This is a genomic window from Methylobacterium sp. D54C (assembly GCF_053345595.1).
Genome location: NZ_JBKFAK010000009.1, coordinates 120,822 through 134,077, shown reverse-complemented (window position 1 = coordinate 134,077; position 13,256 = coordinate 120,822). Strand labels below are relative to the sequence as shown.

16 protein-coding genes and 1 pseudogene are annotated in these 13,256 nt (G+C 71.8%); 8 read left to right on the top strand and 9 right to left on the bottom strand.

Features of this window, described 5'->3' with window-relative positions; translation table 11 throughout:
* Nucleotides 1-84 precede the first annotated feature (84 nt).
* Nucleotides 85-438 (bottom strand): annotated as a pseudogene (locus ACLBYB_RS19000) (YidB family protein); the annotation flags it as partial.
* A gap of 151 nt (nucleotides 439-589) precedes the next feature.
* On the opposite strand from ACLBYB_RS19000, the gene ACLBYB_RS18995 reads away from it, so the two are divergent.
* Nucleotides 590-862 (top strand): hypothetical protein, encoded by a 273-nt coding sequence (locus ACLBYB_RS18995; RefSeq protein WP_447699679.1) that lies wholly within the window; start codon nucleotides 590-592, stop codon nucleotides 860-862.
* Nucleotides 863-871: 9 nt separating this feature from the next.
* Here ACLBYB_RS18995 and ACLBYB_RS18990 read toward each other — a convergent pair whose 3' ends face one another.
* Complete coding sequence (locus ACLBYB_RS18990) at nucleotides 872-1,264, bottom strand: YidB family protein (RefSeq protein WP_447699678.1); 393 nt, start codon at nucleotides 1,262-1,264, stop codon at nucleotides 872-874.
* A gap of 126 nt (nucleotides 1,265-1,390) precedes the next feature.
* Between ACLBYB_RS18990 and ACLBYB_RS18985 the strand changes: the two genes are divergently transcribed.
* From ACLBYB_RS18985 to ACLBYB_RS18960, 6 genes are all read left to right on the top strand, one after another.
* Nucleotides 1,391-2,272 (top strand): alpha/beta fold hydrolase, encoded by an 882-nt coding sequence (locus ACLBYB_RS18985; RefSeq protein WP_447699677.1) that lies wholly within the window; start codon nucleotides 1,391-1,393, stop codon nucleotides 2,270-2,272.
* 131 nt (nucleotides 2,273-2,403) lie between these two features.
* Entirely contained in the window at nucleotides 2,404-2,736 is a 333-nt protein-coding gene (gene yajC / locus ACLBYB_RS18980) for a preprotein translocase subunit YajC (RefSeq protein WP_020094208.1), read from the top strand.
* A 56-nt stretch (nucleotides 2,737-2,792) separates the two neighbouring features.
* On the top strand, nucleotides 2,793-4,397 hold the full coding sequence (secD, locus tag ACLBYB_RS18975) for a protein translocase subunit SecD (RefSeq protein ID WP_091927054.1): 1,605 nt from the start codon (nucleotides 2,793-2,795) through the stop codon (nucleotides 4,395-4,397).
* Between the two features lie 122 nt (nucleotides 4,398-4,519).
* Entirely contained in the window at nucleotides 4,520-5,461 is a 942-nt protein-coding gene (gene secF, locus ACLBYB_RS18970) for a protein translocase subunit SecF (protein WP_012319245.1), read from the top strand.
* Nucleotides 5,462-5,474: 13 nt separating this feature from the next.
* The gene (locus tag ACLBYB_RS18965) at nucleotides 5,475-5,873 is read left to right on the top strand and encodes an Mth938-like domain-containing protein (RefSeq protein ID WP_056533929.1); all 399 of its coding nucleotides are present in this window, start codon (nucleotides 5,475-5,477) and stop codon (nucleotides 5,871-5,873) included.
* Complete coding sequence (locus ACLBYB_RS18960) at nucleotides 5,873-6,751, top strand: phytoene/squalene synthase family protein (protein WP_331298895.1); 879 nt, start codon at nucleotides 5,873-5,875, stop codon at nucleotides 6,749-6,751. The genes ACLBYB_RS18965 and ACLBYB_RS18960 overlap by 1 nt, the downstream gene beginning before the upstream one ends.
* A 103-nt stretch (nucleotides 6,752-6,854) precedes the next feature.
* Here the strand turns inward: ACLBYB_RS18960 and ACLBYB_RS18955 are convergent, their stop codons facing one another.
* The 5 genes from ACLBYB_RS18955 to ACLBYB_RS18935 form a co-directional block, all read right to left on the bottom strand.
* On the bottom strand, nucleotides 6,855-7,451 hold the full coding sequence (locus tag ACLBYB_RS18955) for a protein-L-isoaspartate O-methyltransferase family protein (RefSeq protein ID WP_447699700.1): 597 nt from the start codon (nucleotides 7,449-7,451) through the stop codon (nucleotides 6,855-6,857).
* A gap of 62 nt (nucleotides 7,452-7,513) precedes the next feature.
* Nucleotides 7,514-8,278, bottom strand: coding sequence for a 5'/3'-nucleotidase SurE (surE, locus tag ACLBYB_RS18950; RefSeq protein WP_447699676.1), 765 nt, complete (start codon nucleotides 8,276-8,278; stop codon nucleotides 7,514-7,516).
* Nucleotides 8,278-9,624 (bottom strand): serine--tRNA ligase, encoded by a 1,347-nt coding sequence (gene serS, locus ACLBYB_RS18945; protein ID WP_447699675.1) that lies wholly within the window; start codon nucleotides 9,622-9,624, stop codon nucleotides 8,278-8,280. Before serS ends, surE begins: the two co-directional genes overlap by 1 nt.
* Before the next feature lie 100 nt (nucleotides 9,625-9,724).
* Entirely contained in the window at nucleotides 9,725-10,090 is a 366-nt protein-coding gene (locus ACLBYB_RS18940) for a YybH family protein (RefSeq protein ID WP_447699674.1), read from the bottom strand.
* Between the two features lie 97 nt (nucleotides 10,091-10,187).
* Nucleotides 10,188-10,631 (bottom strand): OsmC family protein, encoded by a 444-nt coding sequence (locus ACLBYB_RS18935; protein ID WP_447699673.1) that lies wholly within the window; start codon nucleotides 10,629-10,631, stop codon nucleotides 10,188-10,190.
* Between the two features lie 167 nt (nucleotides 10,632-10,798).
* On the opposite strand from ACLBYB_RS18935, the gene ACLBYB_RS18930 reads away from it, so the two are divergent.
* Nucleotides 10,799-11,674 carry an ATP-binding protein gene (locus tag ACLBYB_RS18930; protein ID WP_447699672.1) on the top strand — a complete coding sequence of 292 codons (876 nt, stop codon included), beginning with the start codon at nucleotides 10,799-10,801 and terminating at the stop codon, nucleotides 11,672-11,674.
* Nucleotides 11,675-11,831: 157 nt separating this feature from the next.
* Here ACLBYB_RS18930 and dut read toward each other — a convergent pair whose 3' ends face one another.
* Both dut and ACLBYB_RS18920 read right to left on the bottom strand, forming a co-directional pair.
* Entirely contained in the window at nucleotides 11,832-12,302 is a 471-nt protein-coding gene (gene dut / locus ACLBYB_RS18925; protein ID WP_447699671.1) for a dUTP diphosphatase, read from the bottom strand.
* The gene (locus ACLBYB_RS18920) at nucleotides 12,299-13,180 is read right to left on the bottom strand and encodes an HpcH/HpaI aldolase/citrate lyase family protein (RefSeq protein ID WP_447699670.1); all 882 of its coding nucleotides are present in this window, start codon (nucleotides 13,178-13,180) and stop codon (nucleotides 12,299-12,301) included. The genes dut and ACLBYB_RS18920 overlap by 4 nt, the downstream gene beginning before the upstream one ends.
* Between the last annotated feature and the right edge of the window lie 76 nt (nucleotides 13,181-13,256).

Sequence of the window (13,256 nt, the reverse complement as noted above, 5' to 3'; positions counted from 1 at the left end):
GATGCGGCGGCGGTCCCGGACGGGGCCGCCGTTTCGCGTCGTCCGCCGTCCGGCCGCCCCGGCTCGCGACCCGCGCCGGCTGTCCTAAGCCTTCGGCGCCTGCAGCGTCCCCTCGGGGCTGTGACGGTCGACGGTCTCGGGCAGAGCCTGCGCCAGGGTCGGGAACAGCTGGTCCATCGGAACGCCGAGCTTCTCCGCCATCTGGCGCACCTGCTCGTTGTCGAGCACCTTGCGCAGGTCCTCGGCCATGATCGGCTCGTTCGGGCCGCGGCCGAGCCAGGAATTGACCTGGCTCTCGTAGCCGGAGCGCCGGAGCTGATCGAGCAGCGCGTTCAGTCCGCCGGGCAGCACCTGCTGGATCACGCCCGGCAGTGCCTTCAGCGCGATCTGCCCCAGCGAGCCGCCGAGAGTGTTGAGCAGACTCATGTGGACCCCCGTCGAATGGTCAGTGGCGGGAGTCTAGAGCAATCTCCGCGAAGCGGGAGAGGCCGGTGGTCCGCGACGCGCCGGTGTGAACCGCAATTTAGTCGACAGCGATCGGCCTTTGGTCCGGAATGCCGGCCGGGACATCGGTCCGCGGTCGGCTCTCATGAGATCCCTGGCGCTGTCATGCGTGCTCGCGGTCGCGTCCGTCTCCGCGGCCCTGCCGGACGCGGAATCGACGCGTCCGGCGCAGGAGCGCTTTGCTCAGGAGAGCCCTCTGGCGGATGCCGTCTTCGTTCGGCCGCTCTATGGCACGTACCGCCATTGTGGCGGCTCCTGCCTGAAGAGCGGCGAACTGTCGTGGTTCTGCTTCGCCAGGCAGAGCTGCCACTTGAGCTGCGCGACCGCGCCGCCGCAGATGAAGTGCGCCGCCCCGTGAGGTGGGCGATCAGCGGACCTGGGTGCTGAAATTCGGCTGCGGCTTCAGCGTGCCGTTCTCGCTCTGGTCGGCGATCGCCGCGGGCAGGAACTCCGCCAGCACCGTGGGGACCCGCGCCTCCGGAACGCCGAGATCGTACGCGAGGCGCTCGGTCACGCCCTGCGGCAGGCAGGCCGCGATGGCGCTCTCCGGCACCGTCTGCCGCGCGCCCGAGCCGAGCCAGGATGCCACCGCCTCCCCGTGCCCGGTCTCCCGCAGGCGGTCGAGGAAGGACGGGAGGCCGCCGGGATAGAACTTCGCCAGCGACAGGGCGAGCTTGCCGCTGCCGGTCTCCTCGAGGGCCCGGTTGGCCGCCGCAACCACATCGCCGATCAGGGTCTTCGCACCGTCGAGCAGGCCCATGGTTCTCCACCGTCGCGCTTCTTCGTCGCAGGGTGAAGTCGGGCGCGAACCGGCGACGGCAAGCGCGTGCGGCAATTGCGCGGCGAACCGGCTAGGATCCCGGCATCGCGAACCCGGGAGCCATCGATGAAGCGCGTGCGGGCCGGCGTCCTGAAGGTCGCCTATCTCGAGTCCGGTCCGGCCGGCGGGCCGACGGCGGTGCTGCTCCACGGCTTCCCCTACGACGTCCACGCCTGCGCGGCCGCGGCCGCGCAGCTCGCCGCCGATGGCGTGCGCTGTCTCGTGCCGTACCTGCGCGGCTATGGGCCGACGCGCTTCCTGGATGCCGCCACGCCGCGCTCCGGCGAGCAGGCGGCACTCGGGGCCGACCTGCTCGCCTTTCTCGACGCCCTCGGCGTCGGGAGCGCCGTGCTCGCCGGCTACGATTGGGGCGGCCGGGCCGCCTGCGTGGTGGCGGCGCTCTGGCCGGACCGGGCCCGGGGCCTCGTCAGCTGCGGCGTCGGCTACAACATCCAGAACATCCCGGCCGCCCGGCGGCCGGCCGCGCCGGAGACCGAGCACCGCCTCTGGTACCAGTACTATCTCCACGGTGAGCGCGGCCGCGCCGGCCTCGCGGAGAACCGGGACGCCTTCTGCCGCCTGCTCTGGCAGCTCTGGTCGCCGACCTGGGCCTTCGACGCGGAGACTTTCGCGCGGACCGCCCGCGCCTTCGACAATCCCGACTTCGTCGACGTGGTGGTGCATTCCTACCGCCACCGCTTCGGCCTCGTTTCGAGCGATCCGGCGCTGGTGGGGATCGAGGCGCGGCTGGCAGCCCAGCCGACGATCGCCGTCCCGTCGATCGTGCTGCTCGGCGGCGATGACGGCGTCGGGCCGCCGCCCGCCACGGATACCGACGCCCGCCATTTCACCGGGCCGTACCGGCGTGAGATCGTCGCGGGGGTCGGTCACAACTTTCCCCAGGAGGCGCCGGACGCCTTCGCGGCGGCCATCCGCGCCCTGCTATGAGCGCGCCGCCGATGCCCGGCGGTTCGGCGTTGCTTTCGGGAAGCCCCTGGCTATAGTCCGCGCGCTTTTCGACAGGTCTGCGGGCGCCACATCCGGCGGCAGGCCTGCGCGCCATTCGCAGGAGACGCTCGTTGATCACCCCCGCCTTCGCGCAAGGGGCCGGTGCGGCCGCTGGCGGAGCGGAGATCGCCTTTCAGGTGGTCCCGTTCGTCCTGATCTTCGTGATCATGTATTTCCTGATCCTGCGACCGCAGCAGAAGCGGGTCAAGGACCACCAAGCGCTGCTCAAGTCCGTGCGCCGGGACGACACGGTCGTCACCAACGGCGGCCTCGTCGGCCGCGTGACCAAGGCTTCGGACGATCAGGCCGAGATCGAGGTCGAGATCGCCCCGAACGTGCGCGTGCGGGTGGTCCGGTCGATGATCTCCGAGGTCCGCGCCAAGGGCACGGTGAAGGCCGCCTAATTCCCGGTTGAACCGGCCGGCGCCGCGCGCCGGCCCAAAAGAGAAAAAGACGGCCGATGCTGCGCTTCTCCCGTGCGAAGATCATCGCGACACTGGGCCTGATCCTGGTGGGGCTGATGCTCGCCGTGCCGAGCTTCTTCTCGCCCGAGCAGCGCAAGAGCTTCGTCGCCAGCCTGCCCCCCTGGTTCCCCAGCTGGGTGGTGCCGACCCGCGCGATCGTGCTCGGCCTCGACCTGCAGGGCGGCTCGCAGCTGCTGCTCGAGGTGGACCAGAACGAGCTGATCGCCTCGCAGGCGAAGGCCCTGCGCGACGACGTGCGCCGCGTGCTCCAGCAGGAGAACGTCCGCGCCGACGGCGGCATAGGCCTGCTGCCGCGCGGCGTGCAGGTGAAGATCGACGACTCCGCCGCCCGGGCCAAGGTCCTGCCGAAGCTCCAGGAGCTGTCGCAGCCGATCACCACCTCGATCGGCCAGACGGCGGCCCGCACCCTCGACATCGCCGAGCAGCCGGGCGGGGTGATCCGCCTGACCCTCACCGATGCCGGCATCACCGACCGCACCCGCCGGGCCGTGAGCCAGGGCATCGAGGTCATCCGGCGCCGCCTCGACTCGACCGGAACCACCGAGCCGTCGATCCAGCAGCAGGGCGCGGACCGGATCCTGATCCAGGTGCCCGGCGAGCAGAACCCGGAGCGGCTCGAGAAGCTGCTCGGCTCCACCGCCAAGCTCGAGTTCCGCATGCTCGCCGACAGTCCCTCGGGCGACGTCGACATGCTGCCCTCCAAGGACGAGAAGGGCGCCAAGGTCCCGGTGGAGCGCCGGGTCATGGCCGACGGCGGCGAGCTGACCGACGCGCAGCCGTCCTTCGACCAGCAGTCCCACGAGCCGATGGTGAGCTTCAAGTTCAACCTGCGCGGCGCGCAGCGCTTCGGACAGGCGACCTCGGAGAATATCGGCCGGCGCATGGCGATCGTGCTCGACAACGAGGTCGTGTCGGCCCCGGTGATCCGCTCGGCGATCACCGGCGGCTCGGGTCAGATCACCGGCAACTTCACCGTGCAGCAGGCCAACGATCTGGCGGTCCTGCTGCGCGCCGGCGCGCTGCCCGCGAAGTTCACCGTGGTCGAGCGCCGCGTCGTCGGCCCGGGCCTCGGCCGCGACTCCATCGAGGCCGGCAAGCTCGCGACCCTGGTGGCGGCGGCCCTCGTCGTGACCTTCATGTTCGCGACCTACGGGACCTTCGGCTTCATCGCCAACATCGCCCTCATCGTCCACGTCGGGCTGATCCTCGGCCTGATGTCGGTGCTGGAGGCGACCATGACGCTCCCGGGCATCGCCGGCATCGTGCTCACCATCGGCACGGCGGTGGATTCGAACGTGCTGATCTACGAGCGCATGCGCGAGGAGCAGCGGGCCGGCCGCTCGCTGATCTCGGCGCTGCAGGCGGGCTTCGACCGGGCCTTCGCCACCATCATCGACTCGAACTCGACCATGGCGATCGCCGCCCTGATCCTGTTCTTCCTCGGCTCGGGCCCGGTGAAGGGCTTCGCCGTGGTCTTCATCCTCGGCATCCTCACCACGGTCATCACCGCGGTGACGCTGACCCGGATGATGATCGCGGTGTGGTACAATACGTTCCGGCCGAAGACCCTGCCGTTCTGATTAGTCTGGGAGGCCATCGAGGGAGCGCGGGCGGCGCGACGTGACCCCCCTGTCCCGCACGGGAGAGGGGACCCGCGCCTCGACCGTCCTCCATCGCGATGTCCGCGAATAGAGTACCGACCATGCGCCTGCTCCGCCTCTGGCCCGATGAATCGCATTTCGACTTCATGCGATTCCGGCGCTTCACCTTCCCGCTCTCGGCGGTGCTGTCGCTCGCGACCGTGGCGCTGTTCCTGACGATCGGGCTGAATTTCGGCATCGACTTCAAGGGCGGCACCCTGGTGGAGCTGCAGGCGAAATCCGGCACCGCGGACGTGGCGTCGATCCGGCACACGGCCGCGGGCTTCGGCTTCGGCGAGCCGGAGGTGCAGGAACTCGGCAACCAGGGCACCGTGCTGGTCCGCCTGCCGCTCCAGCCCGGCGAGCAGGGCCAGACCGCGGTGATGAACAAGGCGCACGCCGCCTTCGACAAGGATTACGATTTCCGCCGCACCGAGACCGTCGGTCCGCGCGTCTCCGGCGAGCTCGTCCAGTCCGGCACGCTCGGCGTCGTGCTCTCCGTCGTGGCGGTGCTGCTCTACCTCTGGTTCCGGTTCGAGCGGGAGCTGGCGCTCGGCGCCATCGTGGGCACCCTCCACGACATCGTGCTGACCGTCGGCGTCTTCATCATCAGCCGCATCGAGTTCAACATGACCTCGATCGCCGCGATCCTGACGATCGTCGGTTACTCGCTGAACGAGACCGTGGTGGTGTTCGACCGGACCCGCGAGCTCATGCGCCGGTACAAGACCATTCCGACCGTCGACCTGCTCAACCTGTCCATCAACTCGACCATGTCGCGCACGGTGATGACGTCGATCTCGTCGGCGCTGTCGCTGCTGGCGCTGGTGCTGTTCGGCGGCGAGGCGATCAAGGGCTTCGCCGTGGTGATGCTCTGCGGCGTCCTGATCTGCACCTACTCGGCGATCTTCGTCTCGACGCCGGTGTTGATCTATCTGGGCCTGATGCTCTCGGGCGCCCGCGCGGCCTCGGAGCGGTCCGGCGTCCCGCAACCGGCGGAGTAGTCCCTTTTCCCAGATGGCCGATCAGCCAAGTCCGAAGAATTTCGACTCCGGCTTCGTGCCGGGGCGGCACATCATCGACACCTACGGCAACGGCGGCTTCCGCTTCGCCGGGATGTCGCATCGCGGCTCGATCCTGCTGCTGCCCTCCGGGGTCCGCGCCTGGGACGTGACGGAGCCGCGGGCCATCGACCGCACGGCCCTGCGCCCGGTCCAGGCCGAGGCCGGCGGCATCGAGCTGCTGCTCGTCGGGACCGGCCTCGACATCGCGGCGATCGATCCCGCGCTCCGGGGCTGGCTGAAGGATCTCGGCGTAGGCCTCGACGTGATGCAGACCGGCGCCGCCGCCCGGACCTACAACATCCTGGTGGCCGAGAACCGCAAGGTCGCCGCCGCGCTGATCGCGGTGGCCTGATGCCGGAGGTCGACGGCCAGACCGCCGAGACAGGGCTCGCCTTCGCGCAGTCCCACTGCGAGGGCCTCGTGCGGGCCGGCGACCCGGACCGCTACTACGCGACCCTGTTCGCCCCGGCCGCCGCCCGCCCGCACCTCTTCGCCCTCTACGCCTTCTCGTTGACCATCGCGCGGGTGCGCGAGGCCGTCTCGAACCCGATGGCCGGCGAGATCCGCCTGCAATGGTGGCGCGACGCCCTGCAGGGCGAGGCGCGCGGCGACGTGCGCGCCAACCCGGTGGCGGCGGCCCTGGAGGAGGCGATCCGGGTGAACCGCCTCGGGCGCCAGCCCTTCGTCGACCTGATCGACGCCCGCGTCTTCGACCTCTACGAGGATCCGATGCCCCGGGTGAACGACCTGGAGGGCTATTGCGGCGAGACCGCCTCGGCGCTGTTCCGGCTGGCGAGCCTCGTGATCGGCAACGGCACCGAACCGGGCGGCGCGGGCGCGGCCGGCCATGCCGGCGTGGCGTACGGCATCACCGGGCTCCTGCGCGCTCTGCCCTGGCACGCCCGCGCGGGGCAAGTCTACCTGCCGGCCGACATCCTCGGCCGCTACGGCGTCACCCGCGAGGATATCGTCACGGGCCGCGGCGGTCCGGGCCTGCGCCGGGCCTGCGCCGACCTTCGCGCCCTCGCCCGGCAGCACCTGAAGGCCTTCGAGGCGGCCCGCCCGACCATCGCGCCCTCGGCGGGCGCCGCCTTCCTGCCCACGGCCCTGGTGGAGCCCTACCTCGCCGCCATGGAGCGGGCCTCCTACGACCCGCTCAACACGCCCGTCGAGCTGCCGCGCTGGCGCCGGCTGTGGCGGCTGTGGTGGGCGGCGCGGCGGGTGGGCTAGCCGCCACTCCGGTGCCTTCGCCAGCGCCGCGAGGCGATCCAGCGGCGCCACGCCTGCGGAGGGCGCGCGGCCCCGCGTCGCCGCGCGCGATGACGGAGGTCTGTCAGAGCACCTGCGCCAGTCCCGGCACCAGGGCTGCCAGGCGCACCGGCGCGCCGAGTTCCGGCACGGCCTCCGGCGTCGCCAGCACCGCCACCCGGCAGCCGCCGTCGCCGCGCAGGCCCGTCACCAGCCGTCCGCCCGGTTCCAGGGCCGCGCGCCAGTGCGATGGGATCGCGGGAACGCTGCCGTGGACGAGGATCCGGTCGAAGCCGCCGTCCGGCAGGTCCGGGGCCAGCCCGTCCGCCCGGACGACGTGCACCTCGGACAGGGCCGCGAGCCGCCGCGTCGCCGCCCCGGCCAGCGATGTGTAGCGCTCCAGGCTGAGCACCGCCCCGGCGCCCAGCTGGGCGAGCAGCGCGGTCACGTAGCCCGAGCCGGTGCCGATCTCCAGGACGCGCTGGCCGGGCTCCAGCCGCAGCTGCGCCAGCATCAGCGCCACCGTCGACGGCGCCGTCATCGAGGCGCCGCAGGACAGCGGCAGCGCGATGTCGCGCCGCGCGTGCTCCCGATGCGGCGGCGGCGCGAAGGTGTCTCGCGGGACCTGCTCCATGGCCCGCAGCACCGCGGTGTCCCGCAGGCCGCGACCCCGGAGCGCCATCACGAAGGCCGCGTTGCCGGCAGCCTCCTCCAGGCTTCCCAGATCGATCGACGTCCTTTCGATCACTCGGCGAAGGCCTGCGCGAAGCGCGTCAGCGTCGGCTCGTCGGTGAGGTCGAGGCGCAGGGGCGTCACCGAGATCCGCTTCTCGGCGATGGCCTTGAGATCCGAGCCGTGGCCCGGCTCGAACCGGGCCTTGGCGAAGGCCAGCCAGAAATACGGGTTGCCGCGCCCGTCGACACGCGCGTCGATCGACAGCAGCGCCTGGTTGCGGAAGCCTTGCGCCGCCACCGCGACGCCCTGCACCTCGGCCGGTTCGCAGTCCGGGAAGTTCACATTGATCAGGATGCCGGGCTCGATCCCGGTCTCCAGGATCTTCCGGACGACCTTCGCGCCGTGCGTCCGGGCGCAGTCCCACTTGAGCGCGCCGCGCCCGCCCGCACCGTAGGCCTGGCTCATGGCGATGGAGCGGATGCCGAGGATCGTCCCCTCCATGGCGGCCGCGATCGTGCCCGAATAGGTCACGTCCTCGGCGACGTTCTGGCCGCGGTTGACTCCCGACAGGACGAGGTCAGGCCCGTGATCGCCCAGGATGTGGCGCACGCCCAGGATCACGCAGTCCGACGGCGTGCCCTTCACGGCGAAGCGCTGCTCCGAGACCTGCCGCAGCCGCAGCGGGTCGTTGAGCGAGAGCGAGTGCGACACGCCGGACTGGTCGCTCTCCGGCGCCACGACCCAGACGTCGTCCGAGAGCTCCCGGGCGATCTCCTCCAGGGTTGCGAGCCCCGGCGCGTGGATGCCGTCGTCGTTGGTGACCAGGATGCGCATCAGCGGGTGCCCTCGATCCGGTTGAGCCCGCCCATGTAGGGGTGGAGCACCGACGGGAGCGTGATGCTCCCGTCCGGGTTCTGGTAGTTCTCCATCACGGCGATGAGCGCGCGGCCGACCGCGACGCCCGAGCCGTTGAGGGTGTGGACATAGGCCGGCTTGCCGTCCTTGCCCCGGTAGCGGGCGTTCATCCGCCGCGCCTGGAAGTCGCCGCAGACCGAGCAGGACGAGATCTCGCGGTGGGTGCGCTGGCCCGGCACCCAGACCTCGATGTCGTAGGTCTTCTGGCTGGCGAAGCCCATGTCGCCGGTGCAGAGCGTCATCACCCGGTAGGGCAGATCCAGCTTCTTCAGGACCGCCTCGGCGCTGGTCAGCATCCGCTCGTGCTCGTTGGCGGATTCCTCCGGCGTCGTGATCGAGACCAGCTCGACCTTGCTGAACTGGTGCTGGCGCAGCATGCCGCGGGTGTCGCGCCCCGCCGCCCCGGCCTCGGCCCGGAAGCAGGGCGTCAGCGCGGTGAAGCGCAGGGGCAGCTCCTCCTCGCGCAGGATCGCCTCGCGCACGAGGTTCGTCAGCGGCACCTCGGCGGTGGGCACGAGCCAGAAATGCTCGTCGCTGACCGGCGCGGCATCCGCGCCCGCCTGCCCCTGCAGCGACCTGACGTAATCGAGGCCCTTGAAGACCGAGAACTGGTCGTCCTCGAACTTCGGCAGCTGCGCGGTGCCGAACATGGCGGCGTCGCGCACCAGCACCGGCGGCGCCACCTCCAGGTAGCCGTGCTCCTGCGTGTGCAGGTCGAGCATGAACTGACCGAGCGCCCGCTCCAGCCGCGCGAGCTGGCCCTTCAGCACCACGAAGCGCGAGCCGGACAGCTTGGCCGCCGCCTCGAAATCCATCAGGCCCGCGGCCTCGCCGAGCTCGAAATGCTCTTTGCCCTCGGTCAGCCGCTCGCGGGTCGCGGCGTGGCTGCGGTAGAGGACGTTGCCGTGCTCGTCCGCGCCCTCGGGGACGTCGGGGCTCGGCCGGTTCGGGATCGCGGCGAGGCGGTCTGCCAGGGTCCTGTCGGCCGCGTCCTGCGCCGCCTTCAGCTGCGGCTCGGCGCCCTTCAGGGCCGCGACCTCGGCCATCAGGGCGGCGGCGCGCTCCTCGTCCTTGGCCTTCTTGGCGCCGCCGATCTCCTTGGCCAGCGCGTTGCGCCGCTCCTGGTTGGCCTGCGCGGCCGAGACCGACGATTTCCGCGCCTCGTCGAGGGCGATCAGCTCGGCCGAGAGCGGCGCGAGGCCCCGGCGCTGGAGGTCGCGGTCGAAGGCGTCCGGGTTCTCCCGGATGGCGCGGATGTCGTGCATCGAGTCGGCTCGGGTCTTCTGCGCGGCGTCGAGCGCGCGGGTCCCGCTTTGCCGCATCGCGTCCGGTGGGACAAGCGCGCGGGAGCGTCCGAGCCGGCCGTCAGCCCTTCGGCGGCGCGAGCTTCAGCTGGTCGATTGCCCAGAGCCACGTGCCGTCCGCCTGTTCGCGGGCAACCTCCACCGAGAACGCGCCGTTGGGCAGCCGCGCGAAGGTCATGGCCAGCGCGCCGTTGCGCAGCGGCGGTGGCGTTTCCGGCGCCGGGAAGTCGGATTTGCGCGCCAGCAGTTCGGCGTAGAAGGTCCGGATCTCGGCGTGGCCCGTGGCGACGACGCGACCCGCCGCCAGCACCGCGTCGGGCTCGTAGAGGGCGACGAGGCCCTCGACGTCGCCGGCATTGGCGCGCTGATTGAACAGGGCGGCGAGCGCCTCGGGGGCGCGGGCGGGCTCTCGCGTCTGGTCCGTCATGGCGTCTCCTCACTCCGGGCATTGCGGGCATTGCGGCCATCGCGGCCGTTCGGTGCTGCGGCAATGCGCCGGGCGGCCGATCTTTCCCCGACGCGCGTCATTTCAGGCGCGTGCCGTGGCGGTCGGCCACCGACACGGCGACCGGGATCCCGGCCTTCACGCTCTCCGAGACGGTGCAGAACCGCTCGAACTGCTCCAGCACCCGGTCGATCCGCGGCATGTCGGCGGCGGCGGCGCCGAGCTGGATGTGGACGCCGATCCCGGTGACGCGCAGCCGCCCTTCGGCGTTGCGCTCCACCCGGCAGGACGCCTCGGCCGCGACGCCGTGCGCGTCCTGGCGGAACTTGCCCAGGGCGAAGACGAGGCTGGCGCAGAGGCAGTTCGCGACGCCGGAGATCAGGAGCTGCTCGGGGAACGGCCCGGTCCCGCCGCCGATCGGGGGCGCCTCGTCGGTGCGCAGCGTCGGCAGGGCCGCGCTGAAATCGACCGTGAAGACGTAATCCGCGACCTGGGTGATCCGGATCGTCGGTTCCGCTTCCATCGATACTCCCCGGAGGACGTTTCGGCGCGACCGGCCGGGTATACCAACGCTCGATCCCGGTTCGCGTTCGGGAGGACCGCGCCATGCATCCGGATACGGATGATTTCCCCGGATCTTCCCCGTAGAACCGGCCGCCTGACCGACCCGCACGCGAACCCCCCGAGCCGATGACGAGCCTTGCGACCCTCGACACCCTGATGCCGCTCCTGGAGCGCATCGCCACCGCGCTGGAGCGGTCCGCGCCCGCCACCCCGCCGGCCTTCGACCCGAACGCCGCCGACGCGTTCCTATGGGGACCCGAGCGCCGGCTGACCCCGGTGCCGCAGGTGGCCCGGGTGGAGATGGGGCTGCTCACCGGCATCGACCGGGCGCGCGACACCCTGGTGGAGAACACCGAGCGCTTCGCCCGCGGCCTGCCGGCCAACAACGCCCTGCTGTGGGGCGCCCGCGGCATGGGCAAATCCTCGCTGGTCAAGGCGGCCCACGCCGAGATCAACGCCCGCCGGCCCGCCGGCAGCCTGCCGATGAAGCTCGTCGAGATCCACCGCGAGGACATCGAGGCGCTGCCCGACCTGATGGCCCTGCTGCGGCCGGACCCGCACCGCTGGCTCGTCTACTGCGACGACCTCTCCTTCGACGCCGACGACACCTCGTACAAGTCGCTCAAGACGGCGCTCGACGGCGGCATCGAGGGGCGGCCGGGGAACGTGCTGTTCTACGCCACATCGAACCGCCGCCACCTGCTCGCCCGCGACATGGTGGAGAACGAGCGCTCGACCGCCATCAACCCCGGCGAGGCGGTGGAGGAGAAGGTCTCGCTCTCGGACCGGTTCGGCCTCTGGCTCGGCTTCCACAAGTGCAGCCAGGACGAGTACCTGGCGATGATCCGCGCCTACGCCGACCGCTACGGCCTCGCCGTGGCGCCGGACCAGCTGCGCGCCGAATCCCTGGAATGGGCCACCACCCGCGGCTCGCGCTCGGGCCGGACCGCGTTCCAGTTCATCCAGGACTTGGCCGGGCGGCTCGGCAAGACGCTGGACTGAGGGGCGGCGCCGAGCTCCTGTCGTCATCCGCGTCCTGGTTGATGGCGTCGGCCGCGCCGTCTTTGCGAGCGGAGCGAAGCAATCCAGGCAGCGCCACGCTTGGCAATGTCGCGCTGCCCTGGGTCGCTTCGCTCCGCTCGTGATGACGGAGGGCGCGCTAGCGCCCGCTCGACCCGAACCCGCCGGCGCCCCGCTCCGAGCCGGGGCCGGGCGCGCCCTCCAGCACAGTCAGCGCCGGCCGCGTGATCCGCGTGAAGACGAGCTGCGCGATCCGCTCGCCCGGCTCGATCCGCACGGGCTCGGATGCGTCGCGATTCCAGGCGGAGACCAGCAGCGGACCCTCGTAATCCGCGTCGATCACGCCGGTGCCATTGCCGAGCACCAGACCGTCCCGGTGTCCGCGGCCCGAGCGCGGGAAGATCAGCCCGCACCAGGCGGGATCGCGGATCAGCACGCTGACCCCCGCCGGGATCAGGACCGCCTTCCCCTGAGGCTGCAACTCCAGGGGCGCGTCGAGGCAGGCGTGCAGGTCGAGGCCGGCCGAGCCCGACGAACCCCAGCGCGGGAAGCCCCAGCCCGGCAGGCGCGGGTCGAGCAGCCGCAGCCCGACCTCCGGCAGGTCGCTCACGCGGTCATCCGCGCGATCGCCTCGGCCATGGCGAGCGTCCGCCGGGCGGCCTCGACGTGGAGGCGCTCGACCATCTTGCCGTCTACCGCGATGACCCCGCGCTCGCGGTTCTCCGGCGCGTCGAACACGTCCATCAGCCGGCGGGCCTGCGCGATCTCCTCGGCATCCGGCCCGAAGGCGGCGTTGGCCGGGCCGATCTGGCTCGGGTGGATCAGCATCTTGCCGTCGAAGCCGAGGTCGCGGCCCTGCGCGCACTCGGCCTCGAACCCGGTCGCGTCCTTGAGGTCGGTGAACACGCCGTCGATCGCCTCGATCTCGTAGGCCCGGGCGGCGGCCAGGACGTTCATCAGCCAGGGCAGCAGGGCAGCCCGCCCCGGCGGCCGGATCCGGGAGGCCTTCAGCAGGTCGTTCGGGCCGATCACCAGGGCGCCGAGCCGGCCGTCCACGTCCCGGGCCGCGCCCGCGATCTCAGCGGCGTTCACCACCGCCATCGGCGTCTCGATCATCGCCCAGACCCGCGTCGCCAGGGGCGCGCCGAGGCGGCGCAGGCGGGAGCCCACGGCGATCAGCGCGTCGGAGGTCCGGACCTTCGGCACCAGGATCGCGTCCGGGGCGGCCGGCGCGAGCGCCACGAGGTCGGCCTCGCCGTCCTCGGTCTCCGGCGGGTTGATGCGGACCACGACCTCGCGCGGGCCGAAGCCCCGCGCGGCGACCGCGGCGGCGACCTGGGCGCGGGCCGCCGCCTTCGCGGCGGGGGCGGTGCCGTCCTCGAGGTCGATCAGGATCACGTCGGCGGGGAGCGACCGCGCCTTCTCCAGCGCCCGGGCGTTGGAGCCCGGCATCGCCAGCACGCTGCGACGGGGACGGATCTCGCTCATCACGCTTCTCCCGGGCCGGCGGCGCCCTCGGCGACGCGGATAGCTTTCCGCGCGCATCCCGGCAAGAACGCGGGCC